The 26,706-nt window shown below is 37.6% G+C and carries 32 protein-coding genes; 21 read left to right on the top strand and 11 right to left on the bottom strand.

Features of this window, described 5'->3' with window-relative positions; genetic code table 11:
• The first annotated feature begins 91 nt into the window (after window positions 1-91).
• The 3 genes from ACFX4E_RS12380 to ACFX4E_RS12370 all read left to right on the top strand — a co-directional run bounded on the left by ACFX4E_RS12380 (window position 92) and on the right by ACFX4E_RS12370 (window position 2,578).
• A complete protein-coding gene (locus ACFX4E_RS12380; RefSeq protein WP_028409191.1) occupies window positions 92-1,582 on the top strand; it encodes an MFS transporter in 1,491 nt (496 codons plus the stop codon).
• Window positions 1,583-1,868: 286 nt separating this feature from the next.
• Window positions 1,869-2,039 carry a hypothetical protein gene (locus tag ACFX4E_RS12375; protein WP_377238178.1) on the top strand — a complete coding sequence of 57 codons (171 nt, stop codon included), beginning with the start codon at window positions 1,869-1,871 and terminating at the stop codon, window positions 2,037-2,039.
• Between the two features lie 146 nt (window positions 2,040-2,185).
• The gene (locus ACFX4E_RS12370) at window positions 2,186-2,578 is read left to right on the top strand and encodes a hypothetical protein (protein ID WP_028409190.1); all 393 of its coding nucleotides are present in this window, start codon (window positions 2,186-2,188) and stop codon (window positions 2,576-2,578) included.
• A gap of 23 nt (window positions 2,579-2,601) precedes the next feature.
• Here ACFX4E_RS12370 and ACFX4E_RS12365 read toward each other — a convergent pair whose 3' ends face one another.
• Window positions 2,602-2,958 (bottom strand): helix-turn-helix domain-containing protein, encoded by a 357-nt coding sequence (locus ACFX4E_RS12365; protein WP_028409189.1) that lies wholly within the window; start codon window positions 2,956-2,958, stop codon window positions 2,602-2,604.
• Between the two features lie 268 nt (window positions 2,959-3,226).
• Between ACFX4E_RS12365 and ACFX4E_RS12360 the strand changes: the two genes are divergently transcribed.
• Window positions 3,227-4,210, top strand: coding sequence for an asparaginase (locus ACFX4E_RS12360; protein WP_025751148.1), 984 nt, complete (start codon window positions 3,227-3,229; stop codon window positions 4,208-4,210).
• Between the two features lie 20 nt (window positions 4,211-4,230).
• Window positions 4,231-5,661: an aspartate ammonia-lyase gene (gene aspA, locus ACFX4E_RS12355; protein WP_014459383.1), complete on the top strand. Its 1,431-nt coding sequence runs from the start codon at window positions 4,231-4,233 to the stop codon at window positions 5,659-5,661.
• 31 nt (window positions 5,662-5,692) lie between these two features.
• Here aspA and ACFX4E_RS12350 read toward each other — a convergent pair whose 3' ends face one another.
• The gene (locus ACFX4E_RS12350) at window positions 5,693-6,136 is read right to left on the bottom strand and encodes an HIT family protein (protein ID WP_098334391.1); all 444 of its coding nucleotides are present in this window, start codon (window positions 6,134-6,136) and stop codon (window positions 5,693-5,695) included.
• A gap of 199 nt (window positions 6,137-6,335) precedes the next feature.
• Here ACFX4E_RS12350 and ACFX4E_RS12345 point away from each other — a divergent pair, with 199 nt between their 5' ends.
• From ACFX4E_RS12345 to ACFX4E_RS12330, 4 genes are all read left to right on the top strand, one after another.
• Window positions 6,336-6,758 carry a MerR family transcriptional regulator gene (locus ACFX4E_RS12345; RefSeq protein WP_098332019.1) on the top strand — a complete coding sequence of 141 codons (423 nt, stop codon included), beginning with the start codon at window positions 6,336-6,338 and terminating at the stop codon, window positions 6,756-6,758.
• 427 nt (window positions 6,759-7,185) lie between these two features.
• Complete coding sequence (gene clpP, locus ACFX4E_RS12340; protein WP_060746381.1) at window positions 7,186-7,767, top strand: ATP-dependent Clp endopeptidase proteolytic subunit ClpP; 582 nt, start codon at window positions 7,186-7,188, stop codon at window positions 7,765-7,767.
• Between the two features lie 12 nt (window positions 7,768-7,779).
• Window positions 7,780-7,944, top strand: a complete 165-nt coding sequence (locus tag ACFX4E_RS12335) for a hypothetical protein (RefSeq protein ID WP_165918639.1) — start codon at window positions 7,780-7,782, stop codon at window positions 7,942-7,944.
• 161 nt (window positions 7,945-8,105) lie between these two features.
• Window positions 8,106-8,522, top strand: coding sequence for a YhfM domain-containing protein (locus ACFX4E_RS12330; RefSeq protein WP_028409188.1), 417 nt, complete (start codon window positions 8,106-8,108; stop codon window positions 8,520-8,522).
• A 280-nt stretch (window positions 8,523-8,802) separates the two neighbouring features.
• Here ACFX4E_RS12330 and ACFX4E_RS12325 read toward each other — a convergent pair whose 3' ends face one another.
• Window positions 8,803-9,072: a GlsB/YeaQ/YmgE family stress response membrane protein gene (locus ACFX4E_RS12325; RefSeq protein ID WP_013083843.1), complete on the bottom strand. Its 270-nt coding sequence runs from the start codon at window positions 9,070-9,072 to the stop codon at window positions 8,803-8,805.
• Between the two features lie 350 nt (window positions 9,073-9,422).
• Here ACFX4E_RS12325 and ACFX4E_RS12320 point away from each other — a divergent pair, with 350 nt between their 5' ends.
• Window positions 9,423-10,238, top strand: coding sequence for an STAS domain-containing protein (locus tag ACFX4E_RS12320; protein ID WP_028409187.1), 816 nt, complete (start codon window positions 9,423-9,425; stop codon window positions 10,236-10,238).
• A gap of 43 nt (window positions 10,239-10,281) precedes the next feature.
• Here ACFX4E_RS12320 and ACFX4E_RS12315 read toward each other — a convergent pair whose 3' ends face one another.
• Together ACFX4E_RS12315 and ACFX4E_RS12310 are read right to left on the bottom strand one after the other, a co-directional pair.
• The gene (locus ACFX4E_RS12315; protein WP_013057763.1) at window positions 10,282-10,467 is read right to left on the bottom strand and encodes an aspartyl-phosphate phosphatase Spo0E family protein; all 186 of its coding nucleotides are present in this window, start codon (window positions 10,465-10,467) and stop codon (window positions 10,282-10,284) included.
• Window positions 10,468-10,625: 158 nt separating this feature from the next.
• The gene (locus tag ACFX4E_RS12310) at window positions 10,626-10,889 is read right to left on the bottom strand and encodes a GlsB/YeaQ/YmgE family stress response membrane protein (protein ID WP_013083841.1); all 264 of its coding nucleotides are present in this window, start codon (window positions 10,887-10,889) and stop codon (window positions 10,626-10,628) included.
• Between the two features lie 204 nt (window positions 10,890-11,093).
• On the opposite strand from ACFX4E_RS12310, the gene ACFX4E_RS12305 reads away from it, so the two are divergent.
• The 3 genes from ACFX4E_RS12305 to ACFX4E_RS12295 all read left to right on the top strand — a co-directional run bounded on the left by ACFX4E_RS12305 (window position 11,094) and on the right by ACFX4E_RS12295 (window position 13,092).
• Complete coding sequence (locus tag ACFX4E_RS12305; protein ID WP_231504538.1) at window positions 11,094-11,852, top strand: GNAT family N-acetyltransferase; 759 nt, start codon at window positions 11,094-11,096, stop codon at window positions 11,850-11,852.
• Window positions 11,853-11,994: 142 nt separating this feature from the next.
• The gene (locus ACFX4E_RS12300) at window positions 11,995-12,471 is read left to right on the top strand and encodes a hypothetical protein (protein WP_028409185.1); all 477 of its coding nucleotides are present in this window, start codon (window positions 11,995-11,997) and stop codon (window positions 12,469-12,471) included.
• A gap of 138 nt (window positions 12,472-12,609) precedes the next feature.
• Window positions 12,610-13,092: a membrane lipoprotein lipid attachment site-containing protein gene (locus tag ACFX4E_RS12295; RefSeq protein WP_028409184.1), complete on the top strand. Its 483-nt coding sequence runs from the start codon at window positions 12,610-12,612 to the stop codon at window positions 13,090-13,092.
• A 36-nt stretch (window positions 13,093-13,128) separates the two neighbouring features.
• Here the strand turns inward: ACFX4E_RS12295 and ACFX4E_RS12290 are convergent, their stop codons facing one another.
• Window positions 13,129-13,962, bottom strand: coding sequence for an STAS domain-containing protein (locus tag ACFX4E_RS12290; protein ID WP_028409183.1), 834 nt, complete (start codon window positions 13,960-13,962; stop codon window positions 13,129-13,131).
• Between the two features lie 238 nt (window positions 13,963-14,200).
• Window positions 14,201-14,983, bottom strand: a complete 783-nt coding sequence (gene ytvA, locus ACFX4E_RS12285) for a YtvA family blue-light photoreceptor (protein WP_377238176.1) — start codon at window positions 14,981-14,983, stop codon at window positions 14,201-14,203.
• Between the two features lie 152 nt (window positions 14,984-15,135).
• Here ytvA and ACFX4E_RS12280 point away from each other — a divergent pair, with 152 nt between their 5' ends.
• The 3 genes from ACFX4E_RS12280 (at window position 15,136) to ACFX4E_RS12270 (ending at window position 17,226) form a co-directional block, all read left to right on the top strand.
• Window positions 15,136-15,399 carry a hypothetical protein gene (locus ACFX4E_RS12280; protein ID WP_080781662.1) on the top strand — a complete coding sequence of 88 codons (264 nt, stop codon included), beginning with the start codon at window positions 15,136-15,138 and terminating at the stop codon, window positions 15,397-15,399.
• 350 nt (window positions 15,400-15,749) lie between these two features.
• Window positions 15,750-16,415 carry a cobalamin B12-binding domain-containing protein gene (locus ACFX4E_RS12275; RefSeq protein ID WP_028409181.1) on the top strand — a complete coding sequence of 222 codons (666 nt, stop codon included), beginning with the start codon at window positions 15,750-15,752 and terminating at the stop codon, window positions 16,413-16,415.
• The gene (locus ACFX4E_RS12270; protein ID WP_377259004.1) at window positions 16,402-17,226 is read left to right on the top strand and encodes an STAS domain-containing protein; all 825 of its coding nucleotides are present in this window, start codon (window positions 16,402-16,404) and stop codon (window positions 17,224-17,226) included. The genes ACFX4E_RS12275 and ACFX4E_RS12270 overlap by 14 nt, the downstream gene beginning before the upstream one ends.
• Window positions 17,227-17,311: 85 nt before the next feature.
• On the opposite strand, the gene pdxR is transcribed toward ACFX4E_RS12270, so the two are convergent.
• Window positions 17,312-18,745 (bottom strand): MocR-like pyridoxine biosynthesis transcription factor PdxR, encoded by a 1,434-nt coding sequence (pdxR, locus tag ACFX4E_RS12265; protein WP_272767192.1) that lies wholly within the window; start codon window positions 18,743-18,745, stop codon window positions 17,312-17,314.
• 144 nt (window positions 18,746-18,889) lie between these two features.
• Here pdxR and ACFX4E_RS12260 point away from each other — a divergent pair, with 144 nt between their 5' ends.
• Window positions 18,890-19,807, top strand: a complete 918-nt coding sequence (locus ACFX4E_RS12260) for a DMT family transporter (protein WP_377238175.1) — start codon at window positions 18,890-18,892, stop codon at window positions 19,805-19,807.
• 113 nt (window positions 19,808-19,920) lie between these two features.
• Here ACFX4E_RS12260 and ACFX4E_RS12255 read toward each other — a convergent pair whose 3' ends face one another.
• Window positions 19,921-20,835, bottom strand: coding sequence for a LysR family transcriptional regulator (locus ACFX4E_RS12255; RefSeq protein WP_028409179.1), 915 nt, complete (start codon window positions 20,833-20,835; stop codon window positions 19,921-19,923).
• Window positions 20,836-21,244: 409 nt separating this feature from the next.
• On the opposite strand from ACFX4E_RS12255, the gene ACFX4E_RS12250 reads away from it, so the two are divergent.
• The gene (locus ACFX4E_RS12250; RefSeq protein WP_016764746.1) at window positions 21,245-22,348 is read left to right on the top strand and encodes a citrate synthase/methylcitrate synthase; all 1,104 of its coding nucleotides are present in this window, start codon (window positions 21,245-21,247) and stop codon (window positions 22,346-22,348) included.
• Window positions 22,349-22,403: 55 nt separating this feature from the next.
• Here ACFX4E_RS12250 and ACFX4E_RS12245 read toward each other — a convergent pair whose 3' ends face one another.
• Window positions 22,404-22,868, bottom strand: a complete 465-nt coding sequence (locus ACFX4E_RS12245) for a DUF4306 domain-containing protein (protein ID WP_223260182.1) — start codon at window positions 22,866-22,868, stop codon at window positions 22,404-22,406.
• 188 nt (window positions 22,869-23,056) lie between these two features.
• On the opposite strand from ACFX4E_RS12245, the gene ACFX4E_RS12240 reads away from it, so the two are divergent.
• Window positions 23,057-23,941, top strand: coding sequence for a diacylglycerol/lipid kinase family protein (locus tag ACFX4E_RS12240; RefSeq protein WP_303527093.1), 885 nt, complete (start codon window positions 23,057-23,059; stop codon window positions 23,939-23,941).
• Window positions 23,942-23,969: 28 nt separating this feature from the next.
• Here ACFX4E_RS12240 and ACFX4E_RS12235 read toward each other — a convergent pair whose 3' ends face one another.
• Window positions 23,970-24,533: a YitT family protein gene (locus tag ACFX4E_RS12235; RefSeq protein WP_016764744.1), complete on the bottom strand. Its 564-nt coding sequence runs from the start codon at window positions 24,531-24,533 to the stop codon at window positions 23,970-23,972.
• A gap of 358 nt (window positions 24,534-24,891) precedes the next feature.
• Between ACFX4E_RS12235 and ACFX4E_RS12230 the strand changes: the two genes are divergently transcribed.
• Complete coding sequence (locus ACFX4E_RS12230; protein WP_377259001.1) at window positions 24,892-26,061, top strand: MFS transporter; 1,170 nt, start codon at window positions 24,892-24,894, stop codon at window positions 26,059-26,061.
• Between the two features lie 184 nt (window positions 26,062-26,245).
• A complete protein-coding gene (locus ACFX4E_RS12225; protein WP_028409176.1) occupies window positions 26,246-26,692 on the top strand; it encodes a GNAT family N-acetyltransferase in 447 nt (148 codons plus the stop codon).
• The last annotated feature ends 14 nt before the right edge of the window (window positions 26,693-26,706 follow it).

Below are 26,706 nucleotides of genomic sequence, written 5' to 3'. Positions count from 1 at the left end.
TATTCCTTATTTTTCAAGGGATAGTTTAGTAAAATAGAAAAAAGTGAATAACAAAAGAAGCTAGTCTATTTACTCAGGGGGAGGGCTGCATATGCAAGGGAAAACAAAACAAGTGCGCTTTCGTAATATGGTAGCGTATGGATTTGGGGATTTGTTTGGCGGAGGATCCTTTTTTATCATCGGCACATTATTTATGGTTTTTTTAACGGATGTAGTCGGGCTTTCTCCTGTAGAAGCAGGAACGATTGTAGCTCTTGGAAAAGTGTGGGATGCTTTGTTAGATCCAACCATCGGGTACATATCTGATCATCTTCAGACGAAAAAAGGACGAAGAAGAGTCTTTTTTCTTTTTGGAATCATTCCAGTTGCCATCACGTTCAGTATGCTGTGGATTCCTATTGAAGGCTCGCATATGTTCAAATACACCTATTTTATCTTAGCCTATCTTTTATTTAACACGGCGTTTGGTATGGTCATGGTTCCTTACAATACGCTAGCAGCAGAGATGACAACAGATTATAGCATTCGTTCGAAAATGACGGGAATACGCATGGTCTTTTCACAAGGCGCTTCATTTTTAGGCGCTTTCTTCCCAAAACGAATCATTGATGCGTTTCCAGGTGGACAAGGGTATTTAATCATGGGCATTATCTTTGGTCTTCTTTTTGCTCTTCCATGGATTTTTGTCTATAAAGGAACATGGGATAGCGGAGAAGTAGTGAAACGAAAAAAGCAAAACGGATTTTGGTTAGAATTTAAGCAGCTTTTTATCAGTTTTGGAAGTGCATTTAAAAACAAGTCGTTTAACGTGTATCTTGCCATGTACTTAGCATCTTACATTGCAATGGATGTATTTAATGCTCTTTTCTTTTATTTTATTGCCTATTACATGCTGCGCGAAGCTATTTATGCAGACACCCTAAGCTTTGTCCAAATTACACAGGTGCTATTTATTCCTCTTGTTACGTACATAGCCATTAAGTTAGGAAATAAATTAACCTATAACTTCAGCATGATCATATGGGGAACGGGCATTATTTTATTCAGTTTCCTAACAACAGATAGCTCTTTAGTTCTTATTTATCTAGCAGCATTTTTCTTAGGAAGCGGTCATTCAGGAGCGATTATGATTCCATGGAATGTACTGCCGTTCGTATCAGATGTAGATGAAATGATTACGACAAAAAGAAGAGAAGGCGTGTATGCAGGGCTGATGTCGTTTATTCGAAAATCTTCTCAGGCGCTTGCGATTTTTCTTGTTGGTGTTGCCTTAAAAAATATTGGCTATGTACCAAACGCCGAGCAGTCAGCGTCTACGCTAGCGGGCTTGCAAAAGCTGTTCATGATTGTACCTGCTATTTTGATTCTCGCTGGAATTATCGCAACCATATGGTTTAAAATAAGTCCCGAAAATCACAAAATCTTATTAACTGAAATTCAAAGAAGAAAAAAGGGAGGCCGAGCGAAAGACGTTACTCCTGAAGCGAAAGCGGTTTGTGAAAGTTTAACGGGTTATAAATACGAACAGCTTTGGAAAGACGTAACCATTTCAAAAGAAATTCGAGATAAAACGGTTGTTTAACCTATAGCTTCGCGAAAATGCGCAAAATTTTTAGCGCAAACATCCGCTAATTATATCCAATAAGAAACTTCCTCTGACGTATTGCCTTTTGACAAGAAAAGAAATTCTCCTGTCTATCGACTCATTTTTCAGGTGAATTTTAGAAAGGAAGAATTTCTTGCCATTAAAGATGTGCAATTTGGCACGTCTTGATAGGGTGGATTGTACAACTTATAATAAAACTATAAACTAGCCATAGGCGCTTTCAATGCGCAGGTATAAATTAGAAAGAAGGAAGGTACAGTTTATGCCAATTCGATATGTTTGTCCACAATGCCAAGGAGCCGGTAAGAAATTTGGATTTATAAAGTGCAAAGTGTGCAACGGCGATGGAAACATTATCATGTCTTCGAATGAGCCAGATCCAACTAAAAATAAAAAATTAAAATCATCTTCTAAACAAGATAAAGCAATGTAAGGTATTGCTAGTAAAGGTATGTATAAACCCCGCTTTTCTACAAAAAAGCGGGGTTTTCTTCTAGACAGACGAACGCTTTTCTTATGATACAATAAAATGAAAGTCGCTAAAATAAGGGGTAGGGAACCGAAAGAAGAGGGAGATAGATGGAATACACCGCAAAACAATTTACGCCGCAGTTAGAACAACATATACATACAGTTGAAAGATCTATGCAAGAACTTCTCAAATCAATATATGCACAATATAAAGAAGCTTTTGAAAAAAAAGGGATGGAGCTTTCTGTAGAAGTGATCCGTGAAGGGGCAAATCCTTTTCAGCCTGGTTACCATGCCACCATTCAAGTGGGTATTTTGGAAAAAGGTGAGTTTTTAGACGGTCTTTTTATTCCTATCTGGCACTGTGTACGCACGTTTTGGGGCATCCGTTCTTCGAGGAAGCTCCCAGGCAGCAAGATAACCGGCGAGCTGCTGGAAGAAACAGAAGAGGAAATAACAAAAGAAGTAGTAGGGTATTTAGAAATGCAGCTAGAAGATTAGAAGCACCCTGCTTCTAATCTTCTTTAAATTGAAGAAGGTGCAGTTTCTTTTTCAATTTGTCTTTTAGCACGAATAAAAGCCGTCAGCTGCTGAATTTCTTCTTGAGATAGTTCCGCACCGTCGACTGTAATCGTATGAGGTTGAGGCGATGTTAATTCGATTGATGCATCTGAAAGAGAATGAGGTTCCTTTTCCTTACCTAGCAAGTAGTCTGTTGATGTATCAAATAGTTCTGCGATTGTAACGAGTGCTTCAAGAGAAGGACGACGATAGCCAGATTCGTATCCTGCGTAAGTGCTTTTAGCAATTTCAAGCTGGTCAGCTGTATATTGAAGAGACCATTTTTTTTCTTTCCTGAGTTGAGCTAATCTGCTTAACATTCATGACGCTCCTTTGTAGGTATAGTATGTAAAAAAACCGAGGCATTCAGCTCGCGCGCAGATCTTTGTAATCAAACCGTGAGCTAATTTACATTTTTATTCATTATATCATTGCTGCAGAAAAAAGTGTACGCGAAACGAATAATTTTTCTCTTGATTTATTGATTTTTGGTTACTATAATTACAGGTGAAGTACGCGAAGTGAATATAATTTATTTGATAGATTGTCAGGTTTTTTTACAAAAATTAAGCAAAGGGGATGTCGGTTTTGAAAAAACTATTATTGTTATCAACTGGTGGAACGGTCGCTTCACTTGAAGGTGAAAATGGACTTGTTCCTGGAATGGAGCCAGATCAATTACTAAGCTACATACCTGATTTAAATGAACACTGTCAAATTGACAGCAAATCTCTTATGAATCTTGATAGTACAAATATGCAGCCAGAATGTTGGATAGAGATGGCAAAAGCGATTGAAGAGCATTATAATGAATACGATGGTTTTGTTATCACCCATGGAACTGATACAATGGCCTACACATCGGCAGCTCTTTCTTACATGCTTCAGCATTCTAAAAAACCAATTGCGATTACAGGATCTCAAATTCCTATTTCATTTAGTAAAACGGACGCGAAGCGCAATATTGCAGATGCGATTCGCTTTGCTTGTGAAGAAACAGGCGGAGTCTATGTAGTCTTTGACGGTCGTGTGATTCAAGGCACAAGAGCAATCAAGCTTCGTACCAAAAGCTATGATGCATTTGAAAGCATTAATTATCCATACGTGGCGTCTATCCATGATAATGCGGTGGAATATACAAAACCCGTTCGCTCTAGTAAAGAAGAGCTGACGGTTAATACATCTCTTTGTACGGATGTAGCGGTTGTTAAACTGTTTCCCGGCATTAAACCCGAATTTTTCGATGGATTAAAGGATGTATATCAAGGCGTTGTTGTTGAAAGCTATGGAAGTGGAGGTATTCCATTTCAAGTTCGCAACATTTTAGCCAAGCTTGTTGAGTTAACACACCACGGTGTATCCGTTGTCATTACGACTCAATGTCTTGAAGAAGGAGAAGACATGGGCATTTATGAAGTAGGCCGAATGATTAATCATGATAGCGTCGTTCGCTCAAAAAACATGAACACAGAAGCCATTGTTCCCAAATTAATGTGGGTGCTCGGACAAACCAAAGACCCTCACCAAGTTAAAAAGATGATGGAAACGTCGATTGCAGAAGATATTAATTAAAAAAGAAAGCAGGTACAGCTATGAAACAAGAAACAGCAGGATATCGTACAGAAGCTGATTTTCTAGGAGAAAAACAAATCCCAGCAGACGTATACTACGGTGTACAAACCGCACGTGCCGTAGAAAATTTCCCGATTACGGGTTATAAAGTACATGAAGAAATGATTAAAGCGCTTGCTATTGTAAAAAAAGCGGCAGCGCTTGCAAATATGGATACAAAGCGCTTGTATGAGGGTATTGGAAATGCGATTGTGCAAGCAGCTGATGAAATCTTAGCAGGTCAGTGGCATGAATACTTTATTGTGGACCCTATCCAAGGTGGAGCAGGAACGTCAATGAATATGAATGCTAATGAAGTTATTGCAAACCGTGCCCTTGAAATTATGGGAGACAATAAAGGCGAATACGGTAAATTAAGTCCGAACAGCCATGTGAATATGTCTCAGTCAACAAATGATGTATTTCCAACGGCTATTCATATTTCAACGCTGAACTTATTAAATAAACTTCTTGTTACAATGAATGATATGCACGATGTGTTTAAACGAAAAGCACAAGAATTTGATCATGTAATTAAAATGGGCCGTACGCACCTTCAAGATGCTGTACCCGTTCGTCTTGGTCAAGAGTTTGAAGCATACAGCCGCGTGTTGGCGCGCGACATTAAGCGTATCAGCGCAACGCGTGACCATTTGCATGAAGTAAATATGGGAGCGACAGCTGTTGGAACAGGCTTAAACGCAGATCCTCGCTATATTGAAAATGTAGTCAAGCACTTAGCCGATATCAGCGGTCTGCCTCTTGTGCATGCAGAGCATTTAGTGGACGCTACTCAAAATACAGATGCTTATACAGAAGTGTCTGCAGCGCTTAAAATCTGTATGACGAATATGTCTAAAATCGCAAATGACCTGCGTTTAATGGCATCTGGACCTCGTGCAGGTCTAGGAGAAATCAGCCTTCCTGCTCGTCAGCCTGGTTCTTCAATCATGCCAGGAAAAGTAAACCCGGTTATGGCTGAATTAATCAATCAAATTGCGTTTCAAGTAATGGGAAATGACCAAACGATCTCTCTTGCTTCAGAAGCAGGTCAGATGGAGCTTAATGTCATGGAACCTGTGCTTGTATTTAACTTGCTTCAATCAATCAGCATTATGAATAACGGTTTCAGAAGCTTTACAGACCACTGTTTAGCAGGAATTGAAGCAAACGAAACGCGCATGAAAGAATATGTAGAAAAAAGCGTAGGAATTATTACAGCTGTTAACCCTCACTTAGGCTATGAAGTCGTATCACGTATTGCGCGTGAAGCGATTTTAACAGGAAAACCAATTCGTGAGCTTTGCCTTCAATACGATGTGTTAACAGAAGAGGAATTAGATCTCATTTTAAATCCATTTGAAATGACGAACCCTGGTATTGCAGGAAGTTCATTGTTTGATCGTCAGTAAAAAGAACGGCTTCCCTAAGGAAGCCGTTTTTTTATAAAGACATTTGCTGAATGACTCGGCGCATTTTCTGAGCTGTTGCAGCCAAAGCGTCATCTTTTTCAGCAAACTGGGGAATTTGCGTATAAAAATCTCCGAAACACTCCTCTTGGTAGCGTGGAACGATGTGCATGTGAAAATGAGTTAACTCGTTAAACATTCCCCCGTTTTGAGAGAGAGTAACTCCGTCTGGAACAAAGAGTGTCTTCACTGCTTTTGTCATTAGTTTCGCTGCATTCATCACGGACAGCATGTGTTCAGTATCAAATTCGTCGATTTCCACTATATGTGTTTTAGGAAGAATTAAGAGGTGGCCTTCGTTAAATGGCTTGTGGTCTAACAGACATGTCACAAACAAATCTTCAAATATCACATGTGATTTCTCTTGGTTATTTGCTAATCGACATCCCAAACAATCTATACGTTGATTCCCCACTATGCGTTCTCTCCTTTTTATAAAGTATAGCGTAGTAATTATTGGAAGAAATAGCTTGAGATATAAGCAGCTATTTTTTACATTACCTTTTTTAATTCTCTTATATTTTACAAATTTTTACCATGGTTTTAATTGTAAAAACAAAATGATTACAGTATAATGACAGTGTAACAGTTAACTGTAACTAACAAGGGGGAATTGTTTGAATACATATACAGGCAAGCAAATTACGGAGTTATTAAATAATGAAGGTGCGGACTTGAACCTGCGTACGGTACGATATTACACGCAAATAGAAATCGTTCCTCCGCTAGTTCTAGTAGGGAATAAACGCGTGTATACAGATCAGCACATTCACTACTTTCGAGCTGTTTTAACATTATCAAAAGCAGGGGAGTCATTAGCTTCCATTCAAGAAACGCTGCGTTCAATGAGTGATGAAGAAGTAAAAAACATCGGTGCGCAGCTTCCTCTTTACCGAAGTAAACAAATTCAAAATCAAGAAATGCATCAAGTGAATGAAGATGTATTTGTCGCTATGAACCGAAATTTATCAGCGGACGTACGGCAAAAAGTGATTGAGTCTGTTACTCAGATTTTAAAGGATCATTCATCGCATGATTAAATTGGCCTTAGCAAAATCAGTGATGGAAAAAGAAGAAGGAATGAACCACCTTTGTATTGCATTTGAACGTTCGCAAGTAAAAGTAAAAAACATCACGATTGATATTCAGCTGCCCGAAGGTCTGTTTAAAACGACAAACTTAAATGGATACCTGGAAAACGAACAGGGGCAAATCGAAGTAAAACATATCGACGATGAACCTCTATTAATAGAGCTCTACACGGAAGAGGCCGTTTTATATCCACAGGCAGAGATTGCAGTTGCTGTGACTTACCGGGATGAAAGCTTGCATATGCAGCAAGAAAGACATTCTCTAATAATTAAATTTACGGATGAAGACTTGATAGGGGATTCATTTTTAAATCATGAAATCAGTACAAAAGTGAAAAAATTTGCTCGTACTAATTCAGGGGAAAGAGGCGGTCACATGAACTTAACTCCATATGTAGTAGAACAAACAAGCAAGGGAGAGCGTGCCTATGATATTTATTCAAGGCTTTTGCTCGACCGAGTGATTATGCTCACAGGTGAAGTTACGGATGAAGTGGCTACTAGCATTATCGCTCAGCTTTTATTTTTAGATGCAGAAAACCCAGAAAAAGATATCAGCATTTATATTAATTCACCGGGAGGATCTATTACAGCTGGCATGGCTATTTTTGATACGATGCAGCTTATACGTGCAGATGTAAGCACATTGTGTATAGGGCTAGCAGCATCTATGGGTTCATTTTTACTAGCGGGCGGTCAAAAAGGGAAACGTTTTGCTCTTCCTAATAGCGAAGTGATGATTCATCAGCCGCTAGGAGGGGCAAAAGGACAAGCAGCTGAAATTGAGATTCGAGCAAAGCGTATTTTGCGGTTAAAAGACCACTTAAATGCACTGCTGTCTGAACGAACAGGACAGTCGCTTTCAACAATTAAAAAAGATACTGATCGAGATACATTTTTTACAGCGGATGAAGCAAAAGAATATGGCATGATTGATCAAATTTTAGTTCATCAATAAGGAGGGAATTCTGTGGAAAAAGCAAATCGTTATTCAGTAGAATATGAATGGGAAAACGTAGTTTTTTATCAAGAGGTAGAAGCAATGACGATACAAGAAGCAAAAGAGTACGTTCAGCAGGCAAAAATAAACGCCTCTATTCGCGCTGTTCATGTCATAGAAGATGTCGAATCGTAACGAAAAACTGGATCCTTTCGGGGATTCAGTTTTTTTGAGGAAATGAAGCAGGGATTTAGATGAAGAAAGGAGAATGCAAAAAGAGATTTAAAAACGAGCAGCTGGTAGCATCATTCAACAAGAACATCTCATTTCAATTACACAAAGAAAGGTAGATGTAAATGAAAAAAGTATGGTCTGGATTAGTTGTTCTCATTGCTATTTGTTGGGTGATAACAGGATGTCAGCAAAGCAGTGCTTCAAGCGGCACTGTTGAACAAAAGCTCGTAATCGAAAAATACATAGCCGATAATCAATATGGCCATGCGGTTAAAATGAAAGACCAAAATCAAGTGCAGAAAGTGGAGCAGTGGTTAAAAGATGTATCATGGAGAGAAGAAAAAGCTGAAATGATTCGAAAACCTAACTACATTCTCCACTTTGAACCGGTGGAAACAAAAAAGGATATAAAGGTACAATCTTATCGAATGTGGGTCAACTTAGAAAACGAAACCGTTGAATTAGCTACAGATACACACTACGCACAGTTAAAGGGCAAACAAGCAAGATCATTTATTGAATTAGTAGAACCGAAATAGAAAGCAGCTATACAACAATGTTCAATGAAAGCTAAAACTGCACTTGTTCATATTGAAGCTATCTTCACCGATATGCTTGATGATCTCGAAGGTCCAAAGCTGCTCATTACTAACGCGCTTGATATGAGGGTATAGAAGTATTAAATGTGAGAGGTGACAAGCAGCAATTTTTAAATGTAGCAACAAAGAATTACACTTACAGGTAGGTCCATTGTTAAAATATTTTACTACAAGAAGTAAGGAAAAAAGAGAAATCAAAACGCTGATTTCTCTTTTTTATTCAGGCATGTCGATGATTGTTATTTCCGCGCATTTTGCGTAAAACAAAACTCACAATTAAGACTAAAATAACAGCACCAATAATAGCAGGAACAATTGCGAATCCGCCGATCTCTGGACCGAAATCTCCAAAAATTAGAGAGCCTAACCATGCTCCAATGAACCCAGCGATGATGTTTCCGATAATTCCACCTGGAACATCTCGTCCCGTTAACACACCAGCAAGCCAGCCGATAAGTCCTCCAACAATAAGCGTCCAAATAAATGACATATACCTAACCTCCTTTTTATAGGGAATTCCTTTTCATTCTTTCCTAAAACACACCCTGTCATGCGACATGCTTGCTGCAAACCCTTTTACATTTTTTCATTTATTTATCATATATGCTAAGATAGCCCAACATTAAATTGAAGAGTTATGTATGAGAATTCACTGTGAAAGTAACGATAAAACGAAGGAGAGACGTTCAGCTTATGTACGGTTTAAATTCAATTTAGCTCATTCTATTCGTAAAAAGGGACATCCGGTTCACTTTTTAAAGCTTTTTCCCCTAGTTTTACTTTTTTTAACGGTATTTGTGATATCATTTTAAATAAACAAATTCTTAACGGGAGAACAATATGGAGTCATTATTATTAGATAAAAAGCTTAAACACATTACGAATTTAATTCTAGAAAAAAAAGAAGAGTTCTCGAAACAAAAACAATATGAAGAAAAAAATATTCAACAACAGTTAGAACCGTGGCGCGTTCATTTAATTCAAATATATGCTGATTCTGTCTCAACAAATGATACAAAAAACTTTGAAGTGCTTGAGGAGTGGGGAAGAGAAGTAGCCAATTTACTCGTTGTCCTTCAGCTTCCTTTGGATGTAGCATTAGAAGAAATCAGCTATTACCGAAATCTTATCGGGGAAATTATTAAAGAAGAGGCAAAAGCCGAAACGTTTACGTTTGATGCCTTCTATCAAGTTATTTCTCGTTTCAACGTAGTAGTAGATAAGGCCGTACACTGGGTTAGTAAATCATATATGACCGACTTTGCAAACAAAATCCAATCGGCTCGCTATGCAATTGATGAACTTTCAATTCCTGTGGTACGCATTACGAAAGAAATTGGTGTGATTCCTCTTGTTGGCGATTTAGATACAAACCGTGCTCAAATTCTAATGGAAAATGCGCTTCAACACGGCAGCGACTACAAGCTAAATTGGTTGATTATTGATTTATACGCGGTTCCAATTATTGATACGATGGTAGCGGACCAAATTTTTAAAGTAATCGGTGCTTTAAGATTATTAGGAATTCAAGTGGTTTTAAGCGGGATTCGTGCTGAAATTGCTCAGACGATGGTGAACTTAGGGTTAGATTTGGCTGACATTACGACTTTCAGTAGCCTTCACCAAGCAGTGGAATACGTTAATCAAGCGGACTAATACAACACAAAAGCCCATGAGTATGTAACCATATCATGGGCTTTTATTGGTAAAAGAAAATTTGAAGCTTATTTAATAAAGCATCTAATGATTGACTAACTTGAAGTGTGTTGGGACTTGTCATTCCTTCACGGACAGCCGTTTGAATCATTAACGTTCGTGTCTGTTCGATTTCTTCTATTAGTATTTGGTACATGGATTTGTCTTTTGAGTGGGTTGAAAGCAGCATGTTAATTCCTCTTTTTTCTATAGTGATTATGGTTAAATTAACATTAATAGGTTTATTTTTCAATATTATGAAATTAAAAATAGTAAATTTTAAGAATTTTTCATATAAAAAAAGAACCTCTTTTTCAACAGAGGTTCTTTTTCTAATATAATAATTTATTAGGCATGTTTATGACTGCCACGCATTTTTCTCATAATGAAACTTACGATTAACACTAAGATGATTGATCCGATAATAGCAGGAATAATAGCAAATCCACCTACAACTGGTCCGAAGCTTCCAAAGATAGCTGAACCTAACCAAGAACCGATAAAACCGGCAATAATGTTACCAATAATACCTCCCGGAACGTCTCTTCCCGTAATTAATCCGGCAAGCCACCCAATAATACCACCTACAATAAGTGCCCATAAAAATGACATAAATATCATCCTCCTTTTTAATGATGTATTGCTTATATAGGTTAATACCCCACTTAAAAGAAAACTATTCATAGAATAGCAAAAAAAATAAAAAAAACTTGTAAAAGGATTTAAGAACTGCGATAGAGTCATAGAAAATAGACTAACTAGTATATAATAGAAAACGGAACATAGTTTAGAAAAGAAAGGAGACATGAAGTGAAAATGAAAAATCAAAGCGAGGTAGTAGAACAGCACTTGATTCAGCATTGGATGTATTTTCAGCATACGAAGAAATCTGTGAAGGTGGATACATCAGAAATTAAATGGATTTCTGCATCTCCTTACAATCGAGGCATATATGCAGGAACCCGCCATATTGAGCCTGCGTTGGGAATATGCCCTCGGCAAGGGGAGGAACCTCTATGGATTGTTGGTCCATCTTCATATGATAACCTTGGGCCAGTTCTCCATAAAAACGGATTTGTTCCTTCTGAAAAATGGATCGGAATGATTCAGCACATTCAAGAAAAAGAATACATACATACAGGAGTAGAAGGGTTTCAATGTAAGCGAGTGCGCACAGAAGCTGAACTGAAAGAATGGATAACGGTATACATAGACGGCTATCAAAAACCAAAAGAATATCAAGCTGACTTTCTTGAAAGGTTTAGGGAGCTTATGCAGCACGGTGACCAATATCAGTTATATCTGGGCCTTTATCACAACCAGCCAGCTGTAGCCGGGTCTCTCTTTTTTTATGACGGTACAGCGGGTTTGTATTGCATCACTACAGCTAGACATATGAGGAGAAAAGGCCTGGCCACCGCATATTTGAAGGAAGTTCTTACTGAAGCAAAAAAACAGGCGGATACGTGTATTTTGCATGCGACAAGTGCAGGAAAGCCAGCCTATGAAAAAATTGGTTTTACAGCGGTTAACGAATTTGATGTATACAGATGGAGAAATAGAGATGGAACATAATGTGCTGAGGTTTGTGAGAAAAGAGACAAATTTCGACAAATTTTTAAAAAAGTGTAGCTTCCACTTCGTTTTTGGTGTATCCTAGGAAAAAGCAGCAGCATGAGCTAGTGTTGTACATAGAACACAGATAAAAGGAGTCATTATGAAACATTTTTTTAAAACGAGCACGTTTTGGATAGGTTTGGTTGTCGGAATCGCGCTCACATTTGGGGGATATTTTACTGTTACTAGTATTTATGATTATTATTTAGGACGAGAACAGCTGAAAGTATTGACTGCCTCTCAGAAAAACCTTCAAACTGCTTTTAAAGAGTATAATCAGCTGATGGCCGAAAAAAAAACCAAAAAGCAATTTATCAATGAACTCGATGATATTTCAAATACTATAAACTATGAATATAATGAATTAGCTTCCCTTGATCCTACGATGAAAACGATGTATAAGCATACGGGCGTCATCGATGATATGGAACTGATGATTGATAATATCGATAGCATCTATGAATTAACGATGAATGATCACAAAACCGCAACAAAACCGCTTCAAACCTACGTATCTGATTTAATGGAATATGTAGAAAAAGATATGAAAAAAGAAATCAGCATGCTAAGTAAATAGAACAAAACAGCTGTCTAAACAAATAGGCAGCTGTTTTTTTGTTGATTATAAAAGGAATCTTTTGGTTGCAGGCGAAAGAGTATACTATGCACCCACTCACTTACGTGCACCACGTTTACAAAAAAGGGAGGACATAGTATGAAGAAAGTGGTGATTATCCTATTTAGTTTGTTTTTATTAGCGGCATGTCAGGTTCCTACAGCTGAAACGCTTGAAGATTCTTATCCACCCGCTATAAAAATAATAGCGGAAGGCAAAGAAGCCATCATCAAGCCTTTATTCTTCTGCTGGACCGAATGTGAAGCTGATTTTGGCGAACGAAAAAATTTTAGACAAATTGTTATGAAAGATAGTATTCCCGTCTCTCAAGGTGGGCAAGTGTCCATTAAAATAGATGGTAAAGAACCTAATGCCCTTTATTACAAACAAATTCGTAATCAGTCTATTTATGAAAACATCGTAGAAAAAAAGGACATAAAAAAAACATCTGCTATTACAGTAGATTCTGCCTCTCACAGTGACAGTGATCGGTATATACTCGTAGCAGACTGGAAAGATAACAACGGGAAAAAGTTAATCGGGCGTGTTTACTATACCCCAGTAAAATTTGAAACACCATAGATATGGCTCTCTATGCTGTAATAGAGAGCCATATGCTTAACCAATAGAATTAAGAGCTTGTGCAAGAGAAGAAGTAGTTTTAACATGTTCAAATGAAAGTCCTAAACGAATGGCAGTTTGAGAAATTTCCGGTCGAATTCCAGATAAAATGGTTTGCACACCAATTAAACGGAGAGCTTTTACCAAATTAAAAATCTCTTGTGCCATCATCGTATCAATCGTAGCTACACCGAGCAGGTCAATACATAAATGTTCAACGTCTTTTTCCGAGCATTGCTGAAGCGTGTTTTCTAAAATAAACTGACTTTTAACCGTTCCAATATCTCCCACAAGAGGCAGAAGGGCAACTTTGTTTTGAAGCATGATCACAGGAGAACTTAATTCATTAATTAACTCTTTCTGAGCGTTCAGCTGTTCTTGCGTATTTTTATGATATTCTTGAATAAAGATATAAATAGATAGATCAAACGCTTTAACAATAATGTCATACCACATAAATATCTTGTCCACGCTTACCTCTTCTGAATGCAAAGAGATAAACTTCTTTAAGTAATTAACAACAATTTTTTGTGAATTAAAATATTCTCGAATAACAAAGTGAAGAGGCGTACTTAAATGCTTTGGGTCACGTGCAAGTTCGACCGACCACTGCTGGAAATCGGAAAAAAAGTATTCCTCATCTTTTATAAATACGTCAAATAAATGCTGAAAATAATCTTGATTTTGCTGCTTCAGTTCTTTCACAATTACTGGATTTTTACTCGAATACACGGAGAACTCGTTTTCATCGTCGAGCTGATTGTACCAGTCTTCGGTTAATTGAAGAGAATGTTCTTTAAAAAAATGATATAAGTCCTGATTTTTATGCATGAAGACTCTCCTTATATATGTATAGTCTAATTGATTTATAAATAAAGGCATAAAAGCATCCCCTGATCTAGAGTGAGGATGCTTATAAATAAATCCATTATGGAGCGCATTTATTTTCCTATACGCCTTGTTTTCCCTAACTGTATACTCTCAAACCCAATTTATTAAAAAATAAACATTTTTTAACTACCATATTCATGCATTTTACCTATTTTTCATAAAGAACCACTTCTTGTGCTTATAGCTTTAGCTTGGGTAAGGCATCTTTAATGCTTTGATAGACTAAAATAAAGGACATATCATCTTCCATAGTGCTCATATGTATGGCCATGTCAGGAGAAATTCCTGTTAAAACAAGCTGAGTTCCCATGAGCTTCAGCCAATTGTAAATATTAAGAATATCACGGCCGAATGAATCATTAAATCGCGCTAACCCTGAGACGTCTAGGATTAAATAACGATCTTTGCTCCTTGTGTTACGTGAGGTGAAGCTATTAAATAGCATTTCTATACGCCGTTCGTTTAACGTTCCGATTAATGGAAGAACAGAGATTCCTTTCTCTATTGGCACGATAGGAGTGGATAGCCTTTCAACTTCTTCCAAAGCTTGCTGTAGCTGTTCCTGGGCTGTAATCTCTATTGTTACGTCTTTTTGAACCCCGATAAAGTAGTATTTATCTTCTTCTTCTATATATGTCGGGTCAATCGTTAGCTGATTATGAAAGAAAGAGCCGTCTTTTCGATAATTAACAAGCGTAACAGAGACTGACTGATTGCGGCTGATAGCGCTGCGAATTTCATCAATGTGGTGCGGGTTTGTTAGAGGCCCTTGTAGAAAACGGCAATTTTCTCCTAATACTTCTTCTTCCTTATAGCCGGTCATAAGGGAAAACCCTTGATTGAGGTAAATAATTGGGTTATCAGGCAAAGAAGGGTCTGTCACGATAATGCCAGATTGTGAGCTATGAAGGGCTTTATTTAAAACGGACCATTTTGAATCTTGAGCTTCGGGTGTAGTCAATGCATTCCCTCATTCCTTGGAATTTTTATAAAAATATTGTGACATAAACACATTAAAAAAACAATTTTCGACGCGTGTGCTCCTAGAGAAAGAATGAAGATAAGGAAAAATATGTTATAATAGTTTCAGGGGCAAAGGGAGTGTGAACAAACGTGATAACCATCAATTTATTTAATGTTAGTTTCTTTGTGATGGCGCTAGTAGGCTTTATTCTTATTTTTTGTTTGCGTCTAAAGTTTAACCGGCCACTGTCATTATTTAAATGGTCTTTTTTGTTCGGAACGGTGCTGCTGTCGCTAAGCTTATACTTGTTTATGGCGACCAGCCAATATATTCATTTGATATGCAATACAATCGGCTCAGTTATGACAGCGCTCTATCTTATCAGTATTATGGTCGGAGCAGAAGAGTCATAAATACATATGTTTAAAAGTCTATTGAAAGTGGAAAAAAGAAAGATGCATAAAAGAGAAAGATACAAACTTACATTCTTTTAGCTGAAATGATGACGACTGGAAAAACACCTCGGTATAAAATGCCGAGGTGTTTTTCATAAATAAAAGGGAAAGGAGAATATTTAGAGAAATACTAGTCATATTCTACTGAGTGTAGTAAAATAAAAAGTTATTATTCTATTTTTATGTTGTTGCTATTGGCAACATGTGTTAGTCTAAAAGTGGTATACATTTTAGGCGATCCTGAAAAAGAGAGACGAGAAGCTTTTATTCAAGTTTCTTAAAAGCTTTACGTTTACTGAGGTGAAACAATGAAATCTCAAGTACAAAAATTTGTAGGCTATTTATTAGCTGGTGATCAAGACAGCGCTTGGGAAGTTGTGCTGGAAGAAATCCAACAGGGAAAGAACAGCCTAGATATTTATGAAAATTTAATTACAACCGCAATGCGAGTAACTGGAGATATGTGGGAAGAAAATATCATTTCTGTAGCTGATGAGCATGTTGCAACTACGACATGTGATTATGTGCTAACTCGCTATCGCTTTTATAAAAAAATTCAGGGACACGCTTCAGACACCGCTCCAAGGGCACTGCTTCTATGCTTGGAACAAGAACAGCACTTCATTGGTTTAAAGATGGTGGCTTTATTGTTTGAGGAACATGGTTGGAATACTCGCTTTTTAGGGGCCAATCTCCCTCTGGAATACGCTGAGAAAATGGCTATAGAATGGAAGCCGCATATGGTAGGATTATCTGTCAGCATCCCTTATCATATTGAGAGGCTTGCTGAATATACCAAAACTTTGGACAAATTAGAACCAAGACCAACTGTAATGGTAGGGGGGCGCTTAGTTTCTCAAATTGATTTCCGTTCTTACTGTTCTGAGCATACACGCCTAATTCCGGATCTTCACCAACTAAATAACTGGTTAATCAGTTATCACAAAGGAGTGGAAGTTAATGTCGATGCTTGAATATGTTCCAATTCCTTACTTTTTATTGGATACTGAATTTAATATTTTGGAATGGTCGCAACAATCAGGTCATTTATTTAAGCCTTCAGCTAATTTTTTAGATCTTGTAGACGTATTTAGTCAAGAAAAGGCGAGAAAGTTTTTAAGCCTGCGCCAAAAAGATTCTCGAGAATTGTCTGTAGACGAACCCCATGATGAGCAAACGCTTGTCCAAAGCCGAGGCCAGGCTATTCAGAAAGTAGAGCTTGTGATGCAAACCAATGATTCGCCTTATTCACTGTTTGAATGCTTAATTCAATGGGATAGTGATATAGGTCATTTAGTTTGTATTCGCCAAGATGAACGTATACAAGAGCTAACGAATCTTGTTCAAGACCATCGGAAACGATTAGCAGATACAGATTTTGAACTGCTTGAACAAAAAGAACGTCTTGAAAAATCATTACAAAAAATTAAGCAGTTGTCCGCTTCTTTTATTAAGTTATCCTCTAAAGTAGGACTTATACCTCTTTTTGGAGACTTAGATACAGATCTTGTAGCTGAAAATACGTCCATTTTGCAAAACTTTGCGCATGAAGGAAATTACACCACGCTTCTATTTGACTTTGGGGGACTAGATATATTAACGACCGAAGGAATTCAAGCTTTTGCAGGCTTTATGCAGTCCTTCTATCTCATGGGTATCACATGCTATATTATTGGCATGAAGCCGCACCATACGGCTGCTCTGAAAAATAGAACGTTTGGTGAGCAAATTATTTATATGAATAACCTGAGTGAAATTATTGCTGTGAATAAAAATGTGAGTTAAAAGAGTGGAGGAGAAGAAAGTTATTCTTCTCCTCTTTTTGTATACACTTCTCTTCTTATAATTAAACATCTATTAAAGAATCTTTTTATATTTCAGCTGAAAGAATGGCGTTAAGACGTTGAAGTCCTATGTTCAAATCAGTATCACTAAGGAGGGAATAGCTTATTCGAATGTAAGCATGAAGCGGTTTGTGAACAAAACAAGCTTCACCAGGTAAAAAGCAGATATTGTGCTCCTGGGCTTTTTTTAATAACCCAAATGTGTTTACTTTTTGAGGCAGTTTTAACCATAAGTTGAATCCTCCTTTAGGAACTTGGAATTGAACGGATTCGGAAAGAGGCGAAAGCAGGTCGCTTGCATGATCTCTTCTCAGCTGCAAAGCGGTCCTCAGTTTTTCCATGTGATGTTTCATTCGCTCAGTCCGTAAAAAAGCTAGCACGGCTTTTTGAGTTAGCAAGGGACTACCAATATCCATCAGTGCTTTAACCGCATATAGCCAATCAAATACAGAACCTTGTGCATAAAGTAATCCAATTCGAAGTCCTGGAGCCAAAGTTTTGCTAAACCCCTTCAAGAACAAAACATGCCCATTTTTATCAAACGTTTTGATCGGTGGAGGCACCGATATATCATCGAAATAAATCTCTCCAAACGAATCATCTTCAACAATAAAAAAGTGATACAATTCGGCCAAATCAACTAGTTCTTTGCGGCGCTGTCTGCTCATTAGTATACCTGTAGGGTTTTGAAAAGAAGGGTTCACGTACAAAAGGGAAGGCTTTATTTTTCGGCAGACTTCTTCTACTAAATCAGATTGTATTCCTTCTTCATCTAGTTCAATTGAAATGACGTTGACACCTTTATTGGTGAAGACATCAATTGCAGCTCCGTAGCATGGACTCTCTACTATAACCGTATCCCCTGGCTTTAAAAGCGTTTGAGCAATTAAATCAATACCTTGTTGAGCACCACTTGTAATTATAATTTCATGAGGATCAGCTTTTATTCCTTGCTCTCTCTGTAAATAAGAAGAAAACTCTATGCGAAGCTCCCGATCTCCTTGAATTGGGCCGTATGTGGCTAAAACAAGCTCATTGGTACGTAACAGACTTTGCATTTCTTGCGCTAAAAACTGATTAGGAAGGAGACGAGGGTAAAGAATAGCCTGAGAGAAATCATAATATTTACGATCACGATTTAAGCTATACTGAGAGCGCGTGATATTTACGTTTAATTCATCTTGCCATGAAAAATTATTTAATACCTTGGAAGAACGTTTAGTAACCCCTTTAACAAAAGCTCCTTTTCCTGACTGTATTACGATTAATCCTGATTTTTGTAAGAGCTGATACGCTTTTCGTACCGTTAATAAGCTTATTTCTAACTCTTGTGATAGCTTTCGTAAAGAAGGGAGCTGATCACCAGGTTTTATCATGCTCGTTTGGATGCGATAACGAATCTGCTCATAGATTTGCTGATAAATGGGGGTAGAAGATTTTTTATGTACATTAAATCTCATTGTGTCACCTAACTATTCTTTTTCTTTAGTTAACCTCAAAATAAGCATGGGCGCAACTGAAAAAACAGCAACTGTTATAGTCAAGGTTTTACTGTTATACTTCCTTTCTTTTATACTCGTGGCATATTTAAAGGAGGAAGATATATGATTATTATTAATTACGTACTTATCTGTTTTATTTTCGGCACGACATTTTTAACTATTAAATTAGGGATTGAAGCAGGAATGCCTCCACTTTTTTCAGCTGGAACTCGGTTTCTTTTAGCAGGAATCTTAGTAATCTCGTACTTTGCATATAAAAAAGACGTTCGACGCTCGTTATTATTTTCAAAAAAAGTGATGATGGTAGGGTTTTGTTTGACCTTTATGACATTTTCAACGCTCTATTGGGCAGAACAACATGTGACATCGGGTCTTGCAGCTGTTTTATCTGCTACTGGCCCAATGATGATATTGCTTATTCAAGTGATGCAAAGAAAAATGGAATTAAAAAAAGAGCAGTTATTCGCTTTGCTTCTGGCTTTTACCGGTGTTATTTGCATTTCACTTCCAAATGTGACAGCCACTATGTCTTATTCGTGGACGTTAGGGTGTATCATTATCATAATAGGAGAGGTATTTTACGGCATAGGCAGCAATTATTCGAAAGCTTTGTTAAATGAACTAAAAGAAGTGTCACCATTTTTAATTAACGGTATTCAAATGTTTTACGGGGGAATATTTCTACTGGTGCTATCTTTGTGTACAGAGCAGATCCATGTTTCAACTATTATGCCTTGGAACGCAGTATGGTCTATTGTATATTTAATTTTTGTTGGTTCAATTGCTGGACACGGCTTATATTATTGGCTAATCGCCCAAACAAATCCGGTTTTTCCATCTACTTGGTTGTATGTATCTCCTTTAATCGCAGTGTTAATCGGCTATGTAGTCTTAAATGAAGCTATCACGCCTTCTATTATTGGCGGAGGCCTTCTTATTTTAATAGGAGTGTTTATGGCCAATCGTGAAGCTTTGGGAGTACATTTTAAAAAAGATGTGCTATTCAAAAAGCAGCTGTAAAACAAGTCGCCATTTGCTGACTTGTTTTTAGTTGATCGCAAGACAAAAAAGATTGAAGAAAGATATAAAAGATGACTAAAAGCCTCTTCCTAATGAAAGAAGAGGCTTTTTTGTTAAGAGTTTGCTGACATCGTATGAGACGGCAAAATGATATCTTGGTCTACTAGGAAGGATAAAAGTTCCCGTGTAGCATATGACATATAGCGATCTTTTTTCAAAATGATGCCGAGCTCCCACATTGGGGTAGGTGCGGCAATTGGAATACTTTTAATAAAAGGGTTATTGATCTTTGGAAACACGGACTTTGGTAAAATTGCAATACCTAATTCAGAAGCGACTAGTTCAATAATCAAATCCCATTGCGAACTTTCGTACGCTATTTTTGGATGAAAACCCGCTTGAATGCACTCATGAATAATGCGATCATGAAGAGAAAAATCTTTGCTGAACAGGACAAACGGCTCTTCTCTAAGCTCGCTCAAAGCAACGATTGATTTAGATGCCAGCGGATGCTCATGATGAATGTATAAATTAAACTCTTCTTCAATAAACGGATAGACGTGAAAAAGAGGGTTTTGAATAGGCAGCACGATAATGCCAAGGTCTACTTGTTCGTTTTCTACAAGTTCGACAATTCGCTTTGCGCCAAGCTCCACAAGCTCTAATTTTACCTGAGGATGTTTTGATGTAAAGTTTTTTGCAATCATCGGGAAAACAACAGTTCCTACTAAAGGAGGAATTCCTACTTTAATATCTCCTGTAGGAAGATTTCGTAAATCATCTAACAGAGCATGCAGCTCGTGAAGAGTGGATACCAGCTTTTGGCTTTGCCCATACACAATCTGTCCTGCATCGGTTAACGTCAGCTTTCGAGTAGAGCGATCAAAAAGATCTACGCCGAGTTCTTCCTCTAGTTTTTTTACAATTTTACTTAATGCTGGCTGAGACAAATGAATTGCAGCTGCTGCTTTCGTGAAACTTTTTTGATTAACTACTTCCATGAAATGTTGCAGTTCTCGAATATCCATAAATTCTCCTCACTAGTATTCTTAGTTTTCATACTATTTATTCTATTTATCTATTTTACTTATGATTCAAATAAATGTAAACTCTTACATAAGGAAGTGAATAGAGATTCATCTAAAAATAGTACATCAAATTCCTCTAAATACGTTAGAAACCCACATATTTGTAAGCGTTAACAAAAAAGCACCCTCGAAGAAAATCCTAGAAAAATATTTTTTTCTCCTGTAAAACAAAGCCGCGAGCGCAGAAATAACACGTGTTGAAATGTTCATTTTGTATACTGTTCTGACAATTAAGAAAGAGGAATAAAATGGTATAGTGAACCACTAAGGTGAGTCTATTCATTCTGCAAACGAGCCGTACATAGAAAAAAGGGCCGGTTTGTTAAAAATAATTGGGGGAGTGGTTGAGATGACATACGTTAAAGGACTAGAAGGAATCGTTGCAGCTGAAACAAAAGTAGGGCACGTTGATGGAGAGAAAGGTCAGCTGATTTATCGCGGATATTGGGCAAAAGATTTGGCGATCAATTATTCTTTTGAAGAAGTTTCTTATTTAATTTGGAACGGCACGCTGCCAAATCATGATGAGTTAAAAGCATTCAAACAAAAAATGGTGACTCATCGTACGCTTCCGGCTAATATTGTTGCGTTAATGGACTGTTTGCCAAAAGATACAGAAGTGATGAGCGCGCTTCGCACATGTATCTCAGCATTAGGAGACCCTTCATACAGCTGGCCTCCGACAAAAGAGCAGGCGCTTGCGATTACAGCGGTAACACCTACCATTATTGCCTATTGGTATCGTAAAATGAATGATTTAGAAGTAGTAGAACCTAACGAGCATTTGGATCATGTAGCAAACTATTTATATATGATTAACGGAGAAATTCCAGATCAAAGTTTGGTTACTGCACTGAACGCCTATTTTGTTTTGACAATTGAGCATGGGATGAACGCCTCAACCTTCTCATCACGCGTTATTTCATCTACCGAATCTGACATGGTTTCAGCTATTTGCGGAGCAATTGGCGCGATGAAAGGTCCGCTTCACGGAGGAGCTCCTTCTGGCGTTATTACCATGTTTGATGAAATTGGAAGTGAAGAGAATATTGAGCCTTGGGTTCGTAAAAAATTAGATAATAAAGAGAAAATCATGGGATTTGGTCATCGCGTTTATCGTACACATGACCCAAGAGCAGAAGCATTAAAAGAAGTATCGAAACAAATCTCAGGAGACAACGGGCTATTTGATTTAATTGTTAAAATTGAAGATAAAACCATTGAATTACTCAATGAATACAAGCCGGGTCGAGGCATTTATACCAATGTAGAATATTTCGCTGCAGCGGTTATGAAAGCGGTTGAGCTTCCGTCTGAACTATTCACCCCAACCTTCACAGCAAGCCGTGTAGTTGGCTGGACAGCTCATGTCGTAGAACAGTCAGAAAATAATCGTATCTACCGACCTCAGTCTGCGTATATAGGTTATACGCCAGTTGAACAAAATCAATAAATAAACTCGCTTTCACATAAAAAACGTCGGTAGATCCGACGTTTTTTTCATATGGTTAAATATATTCTTTTTGAGAATAAAATCGCTTTAATAAATAGAATAATCCGACTGCTAAGCATAAACTTGCTGCAGCTAAGCTAGAGGTAATCATGGCGTGCTCACCTTCGGTAGGGGTATGTGAAAGTTTATAGCTGCTGTAGCATAAGAGAGCTGTGATACATAAACAGCAGGAGCTAATCAATCCATACCGCTTTTTGAAGCCAATAATAGATAGTAATACAATCAAATAAATTCCGCTCACCATCATCATAATTGGAAACTGAGGGTGGAATTTAATTGTATATAACAAATAATCGATGTGAGAATAGTGATGAACCGCCGAGGACTTTGTTAGCCCTCCGGTCAAACTAGCTGATAAAGGTCCTTCAAGCATCGAAGAGCCGTTATACCAAGTAGCGACTGAGGAAAGTAAAAAAACAAAACAACTTGCAAATAGCTGCGTCATGCATTTTATTGACACGTATAGAAAGCTCCTCTCAATAACCATCTTTTGTTAATACAAGTCCGAAAATTATTATAGCAGGTTTTGAAAGTAAAAAAAGTACTATTGGAATGGTTTCATAAAACGTTCATATTTGAAAAGGTTTGTTTTTTAAAAATAAAGGGAAAAAAAGTGAAACGGAAGATATGAATAGAGGAGAGAGAAAGATGAAGGCAGCAGTGATTTTGAATCCAAACGCAGGAAACAAAAAATTAGTAAATGAAATTGACTTTATATGTGATCGGTTAAACACTGCATTTGAGACGGTTACTTTATATAAAACAGAGCAACCTGGAGATGGTGCCGATCTGGTAAGAAAATTGGAAGGCAAAGCGGATGTGATTATTGGAGCAGGAGGAGACGGGACAATTTATGAACTCATTAATGCTCTTGCTCCGCTGCAGCAACGTCCTGTATTTGCTATTTTACCTGGTGGAACGTGCAACGACTTTTCGCGTGCAATTGGAATGAATCAAAATCCTTTAAAAGCGGTGGAGCAAATTATAGAAAAGCAGACCGAGGCAGTGGATGTTGGAAAACATGGCGAAGATTATTTTTTAAACTTTTGGGGAATCGGCCTCGTAGCTGATGTATCTGAAAATATTTTGGAAGAAAATAAAGAGAAATTTGGTAAGCTCTCTTACTACATGAGCGTAGGCAGAACTTTAAATCAAGCAGAGCCTTTTCAATTAAAAATGACGAGCGAAAAAGCTTCCTATGAAGGAGAAGCTGTTATGGTGTTAATTGGAAACGGTCCTTTTTTAGGAGGAACTCGCGCTATGCTAGGAAACAGCTCATTTCAAGACGGATTATTAGATGTATTCGTTATTAAAGAAATGGGAATCGAGCCGGTTATGGCATGGTTACAAACAAGCCCTGATGAGGAACAGCTTACCCCTGAAAGCAACCTTATGCATTTTCGTGCAAAAGAAGTTCATATTGAAACTACTCCTGAAAAAACGGTAGATTGTGATGGAGAAAAAGAAACGACGACACCTTCAACGATTACGGTTCTCCACAATCACATCAATATGATAGTCGGAAACAGATAAAAAAACGCTGGAAGTTCCAGCGTTTTTTTTATGAAGACAGCCATCGCGGAGAAGTAAAGAGCATAATCATTATGCTGCTCATCGTAATAACAAGCATGGAGTAGCAAAAAGCAGTAAATCCGATAATATGTAAGCCCACTATCATAATCGTACTGTCTAAGATAAAAATGGTTATTCCTATATTGATTTTCCATTTTTTAGATACAATAATGGCAATTAAATCAAGCCCATCCGAACTGATGCCGTAGCGAAGCATCAGCCCTATTCCCATTCCTACGAGTGCGCCTCCAAGCAATGAGCTAAAGAGCAAAGGAAGCTCCAGCGTACCTTCGAGAATAGAGAGCCATTCTGTCATAAAAAAAGAAACAAATAAACCTATACTTCCATAAAAAAAGTTTTGACGATGACGAAAAAAAGCATATAAATAGACAGGTACGTTCAAAAAGAAAATGGACAGTCCGATAGGAGTTCCAAACACATAATATACGATAAGCCCAAATCCTATAAGTCCACCGTCTAGTAAGTGATAGGGAGCAATAAATCCGTTTAGCCCTAGTCCAATTAATAAGCTTCCACAGCAAATCGAAACCACTCTCGAAAAAATATTCCTCACCCTATACGTTAAATTTTAATAGGAGTACTCGTCCATCTATGTATATGGCAAGCTTAGGTTATTTAGAAGTAAAGAAGAAAAAAGAAAATTATGTAAAAAGTATTGATTCTATACCTCTGATATTCTATAGTTAATCTAACTTCGTTTTCACGACAATTTCTTGATTTTTTACGATACTGTTTAACTGTTTGTATTTTTTAATATATATATAAATTGTGTTTTGTAAAAAGCATACGATTGTAATAAGTCGGTAAAAGCAAGCCGCTATATAAAAGGGGTTGATTACGTGTAGGATTCTCTTTCTTTTCAGTCATACTAAAAAGAAAGAGGGATTGTCGTGAAAAATCGTTCCGTACTTTTTTTATGGTTTGGTCAAAGTCAAGCCAATTTAGCAGATGTATTATATATTGTTGCGTTAATCAGCATTCTTTATGCTCAAAATAGTTCTCCTGTGCTGCTTTTATGCATTCCATTTACCATTACGACTGCTAAGTTTTTGAGCAGTTTTACTGTGCCTTTTCTTATAGATCGCTACAGGGCTAAGCGTATTCTTGTTGTGTCTCAGCTGTTAAAAACCAGTGTTTTGTCTATGTTTTTCCTGTGGCATATGTCGCTTATCAGCATGCTGTGCTGCGTGTCGCTTATCGCTTTTTTCGATGGGTGGGCAGCTCCGGTTCAAAGCTCTATGCTTCCTCATTTAGTAGATAAAGAGAAGCTGTTGAAATGGAACAGTATGTTTAATGTCACCGATCAAACGATTCAAATTGCAGCCTATCCGCTTGGAAGCTTTCTGATCATTAGCTGGGATGCTACTGGCCTTTTATGGCTGTCATTTTCGTTATTCAGTTTGTCAATCGTATTTATGCAGGCTATTCGCATTAACGCTCATTCTTCTAAAACGAAGCAAAAACAAGGGTTAAAAGAGGGATGGAAGCTAATTTGGCATTATCCGCGCCTGCGGGTTTTATTAGTCATGGAGGTTTTAGAAGGAATGGCTGCCGGCGTTTGGGCATCAGCAATTGTCTACGTGTTTGTGAAAGAGATATTAAATAAAAATGAAGCTTGGTGGGGATATATCAACAGCAGTTTTTTTGTTGGAACGGTTCTTGGAGGTTTCGTTTTGTTGAAGATTTCAGTTGAACAAGAGAAAAGTCTTTATCATATCGTAACACTAGGCAGTCTTTTATCAGGTTTCTTTACATTATTGTTCGGAGTGATGCCTGCTCCTTTTCTTTCACTTTTACTTAGTTTTGCTATTGGCATTGCCCTTCAAATAAGCGCTACGTGTTCTTACACGCTTACACAAACGGCCGTTCCTTTAGAAAAGCTTTCTAAGGTACTTTCCGCTACGCTTAGCGTTTCATATGTGACGTTTGGGCTTTCGGTGCTGCTGCTTGGAGCTGTTGCTTCGCTAAATGTAACGGCGGCGTTTCTAACAGCAGGAGGACTGATTGTAATCAGCGGCTGTGTAGGTTTATTCTTACGAAATTATGCGCTTGCTAACTAAAAAAGGTTGCTATTTGCAACCTTTTTTAAAACATCGTATTTTCTCTCCTCAACCATAAGCCGTATAAGGTTGTTTGCCTTAAATACCCCTTGTGTAAAAGTAGGGAGCTTTTCACGAAAACGAAAGGAAATAAAGTATGGCTATCGAATTATGTTAAGAGCGTTCAGCTAAAAGGAGTGATTAAATGGTTGTCATTCGACAGGCGGTTGAAACTGATCGAGAGCGACTGGCTACGTTAATGCAAGAATATATAGTAAAATTCTGTGAGCAGCCTGCCCCTTCCCGGAAAGCTTTAACTTTACATATTAAGCGCTTATTGAATAATCCTTCCTATGGTATCCAGTTTGTTGCTGAATTGGAAGGGAAACTAGTAGGTTTTGCGACGGTGTACGTATCGTGGAGCACCAATTATTTTAAAGAAACAGCCATCTTAAAAGACTTGTACGTATCTCCTTTAAACAGAGGAAATAAAATTGGTGAACGTTTGTTTAAGATCTGCCTGGCCTATTCTCAAAAGTATGAGTTTGCAGGGATGACCGCTGAGTGCAGCAGTGAAAATAAAGTGGCTCAAAACCTTTATCAAAAAATGAACGGTAAAGAAAATGCAGGGGTTCAATACCTTTTTTTTTAAGAGAAGTGCAGCTT

The organism is Priestia sp. YIM B13491, assembly GCF_042787605.1.
GTDB lineage: Bacteria > Bacillota > Bacilli > Bacillales > Bacillaceae_H > Priestia > Priestia megaterium_E.
This window is presented reverse-complemented; position numbering and strand designations above follow the sequence as displayed.

Bases quoted from the DNA above. Each gene is read 5' to 3' on its own strand.
- ACFX4E_RS12380 (WP_028409191.1), top strand. From the start codon at position 92: ATGCAAGGGAAAACAAAACAAGTGCGCTTTCGTAATATGGTAGCGTAT.
- ACFX4E_RS12375 (WP_377238178.1), top strand. From the start codon at position 1,869: ATGCCAATTCGATATGTTTGTCCACAATGCCAAGGAGCCGGTAAGAAA.
- ACFX4E_RS12370 (WP_028409190.1), top strand. From the start codon at position 2,186: ATGGAATACACCGCAAAACAATTTACGCCGCAGTTAGAACAACATATA.
- ACFX4E_RS12365 (WP_028409189.1), bottom strand. From the start codon at position 2,958: ATGTTAAGCAGATTAGCTCAACTCAGGAAAGAAAAAAAATGGTCTCTT.
- aspA (WP_014459383.1), top strand. From the start codon at position 4,231: ATGAAACAAGAAACAGCAGGATATCGTACAGAAGCTGATTTTCTAGGA.
- clpP (WP_060746381.1), top strand. From the start codon at position 7,186: ATGAACTTAACTCCATATGTAGTAGAACAAACAAGCAAGGGAGAGCGT.
- ACFX4E_RS12330 (WP_028409188.1), top strand. From the start codon at position 8,106: ATGAAAAAAGTATGGTCTGGATTAGTTGTTCTCATTGCTATTTGTTGG.
- ACFX4E_RS12325 (WP_013083843.1), bottom strand. From the start codon at position 9,072: ATGTCATTTATTTGGACGCTTATTGTTGGAGGACTTATCGGCTGGCTT.
- ACFX4E_RS12320 (WP_028409187.1), top strand. From the start codon at position 9,423: ATGGAGTCATTATTATTAGATAAAAAGCTTAAACACATTACGAATTTA.
- ACFX4E_RS12315 (WP_013057763.1), bottom strand. From the start codon at position 10,467: ATGCTGCTTTCAACCCACTCAAAAGACAAATCCATGTACCAAATACTA.
- ACFX4E_RS12310 (WP_013083841.1), bottom strand. From the start codon at position 10,889: ATGTCATTTTTATGGGCACTTATTGTAGGTGGTATTATTGGGTGGCTT.
- ACFX4E_RS12305 (WP_231504538.1), top strand. From the start codon at position 11,094: ATGAAAAATCAAAGCGAGGTAGTAGAACAGCACTTGATTCAGCATTGG.
- ACFX4E_RS12300 (WP_028409185.1), top strand. From the start codon at position 11,995: ATGAAACATTTTTTTAAAACGAGCACGTTTTGGATAGGTTTGGTTGTC.
- ACFX4E_RS12295 (WP_028409184.1), top strand. From the start codon at position 12,610: ATGAAGAAAGTGGTGATTATCCTATTTAGTTTGTTTTTATTAGCGGCA.
- ACFX4E_RS12290 (WP_028409183.1), bottom strand. From the start codon at position 13,962: ATGCATAAAAATCAGGACTTATATCATTTTTTTAAAGAACATTCTCTT.
- ACFX4E_RS12275 (WP_028409181.1), top strand. From the start codon at position 15,750: ATGAAATCTCAAGTACAAAAATTTGTAGGCTATTTATTAGCTGGTGAT.
- ACFX4E_RS12270 (WP_377259004.1), top strand. From the start codon at position 16,402: ATGTCGATGCTTGAATATGTTCCAATTCCTTACTTTTTATTGGATACT.
- pdxR (WP_272767192.1), bottom strand. From the start codon at position 18,745: ATGAGATTTAATGTACATAAAAAATCTTCTACCCCCATTTATCAGCAA.
- ACFX4E_RS12260 (WP_377238175.1), top strand. From the start codon at position 18,890: ATGATTATTATTAATTACGTACTTATCTGTTTTATTTTCGGCACGACA.
- ACFX4E_RS12255 (WP_028409179.1), bottom strand. From the start codon at position 20,835: ATGGATATTCGAGAACTGCAACATTTCATGGAAGTAGTTAATCAAAAA.
- ACFX4E_RS12250 (WP_016764746.1), top strand. From the start codon at position 21,245: ATGACATACGTTAAAGGACTAGAAGGAATCGTTGCAGCTGAAACAAAA.
- ACFX4E_RS12240 (WP_303527093.1), top strand. From the start codon at position 23,057: ATGAAGGCAGCAGTGATTTTGAATCCAAACGCAGGAAACAAAAAATTA.
- ACFX4E_RS12225 (WP_028409176.1), top strand. From the start codon at position 26,246: ATGGTTGTCATTCGACAGGCGGTTGAAACTGATCGAGAGCGACTGGCT.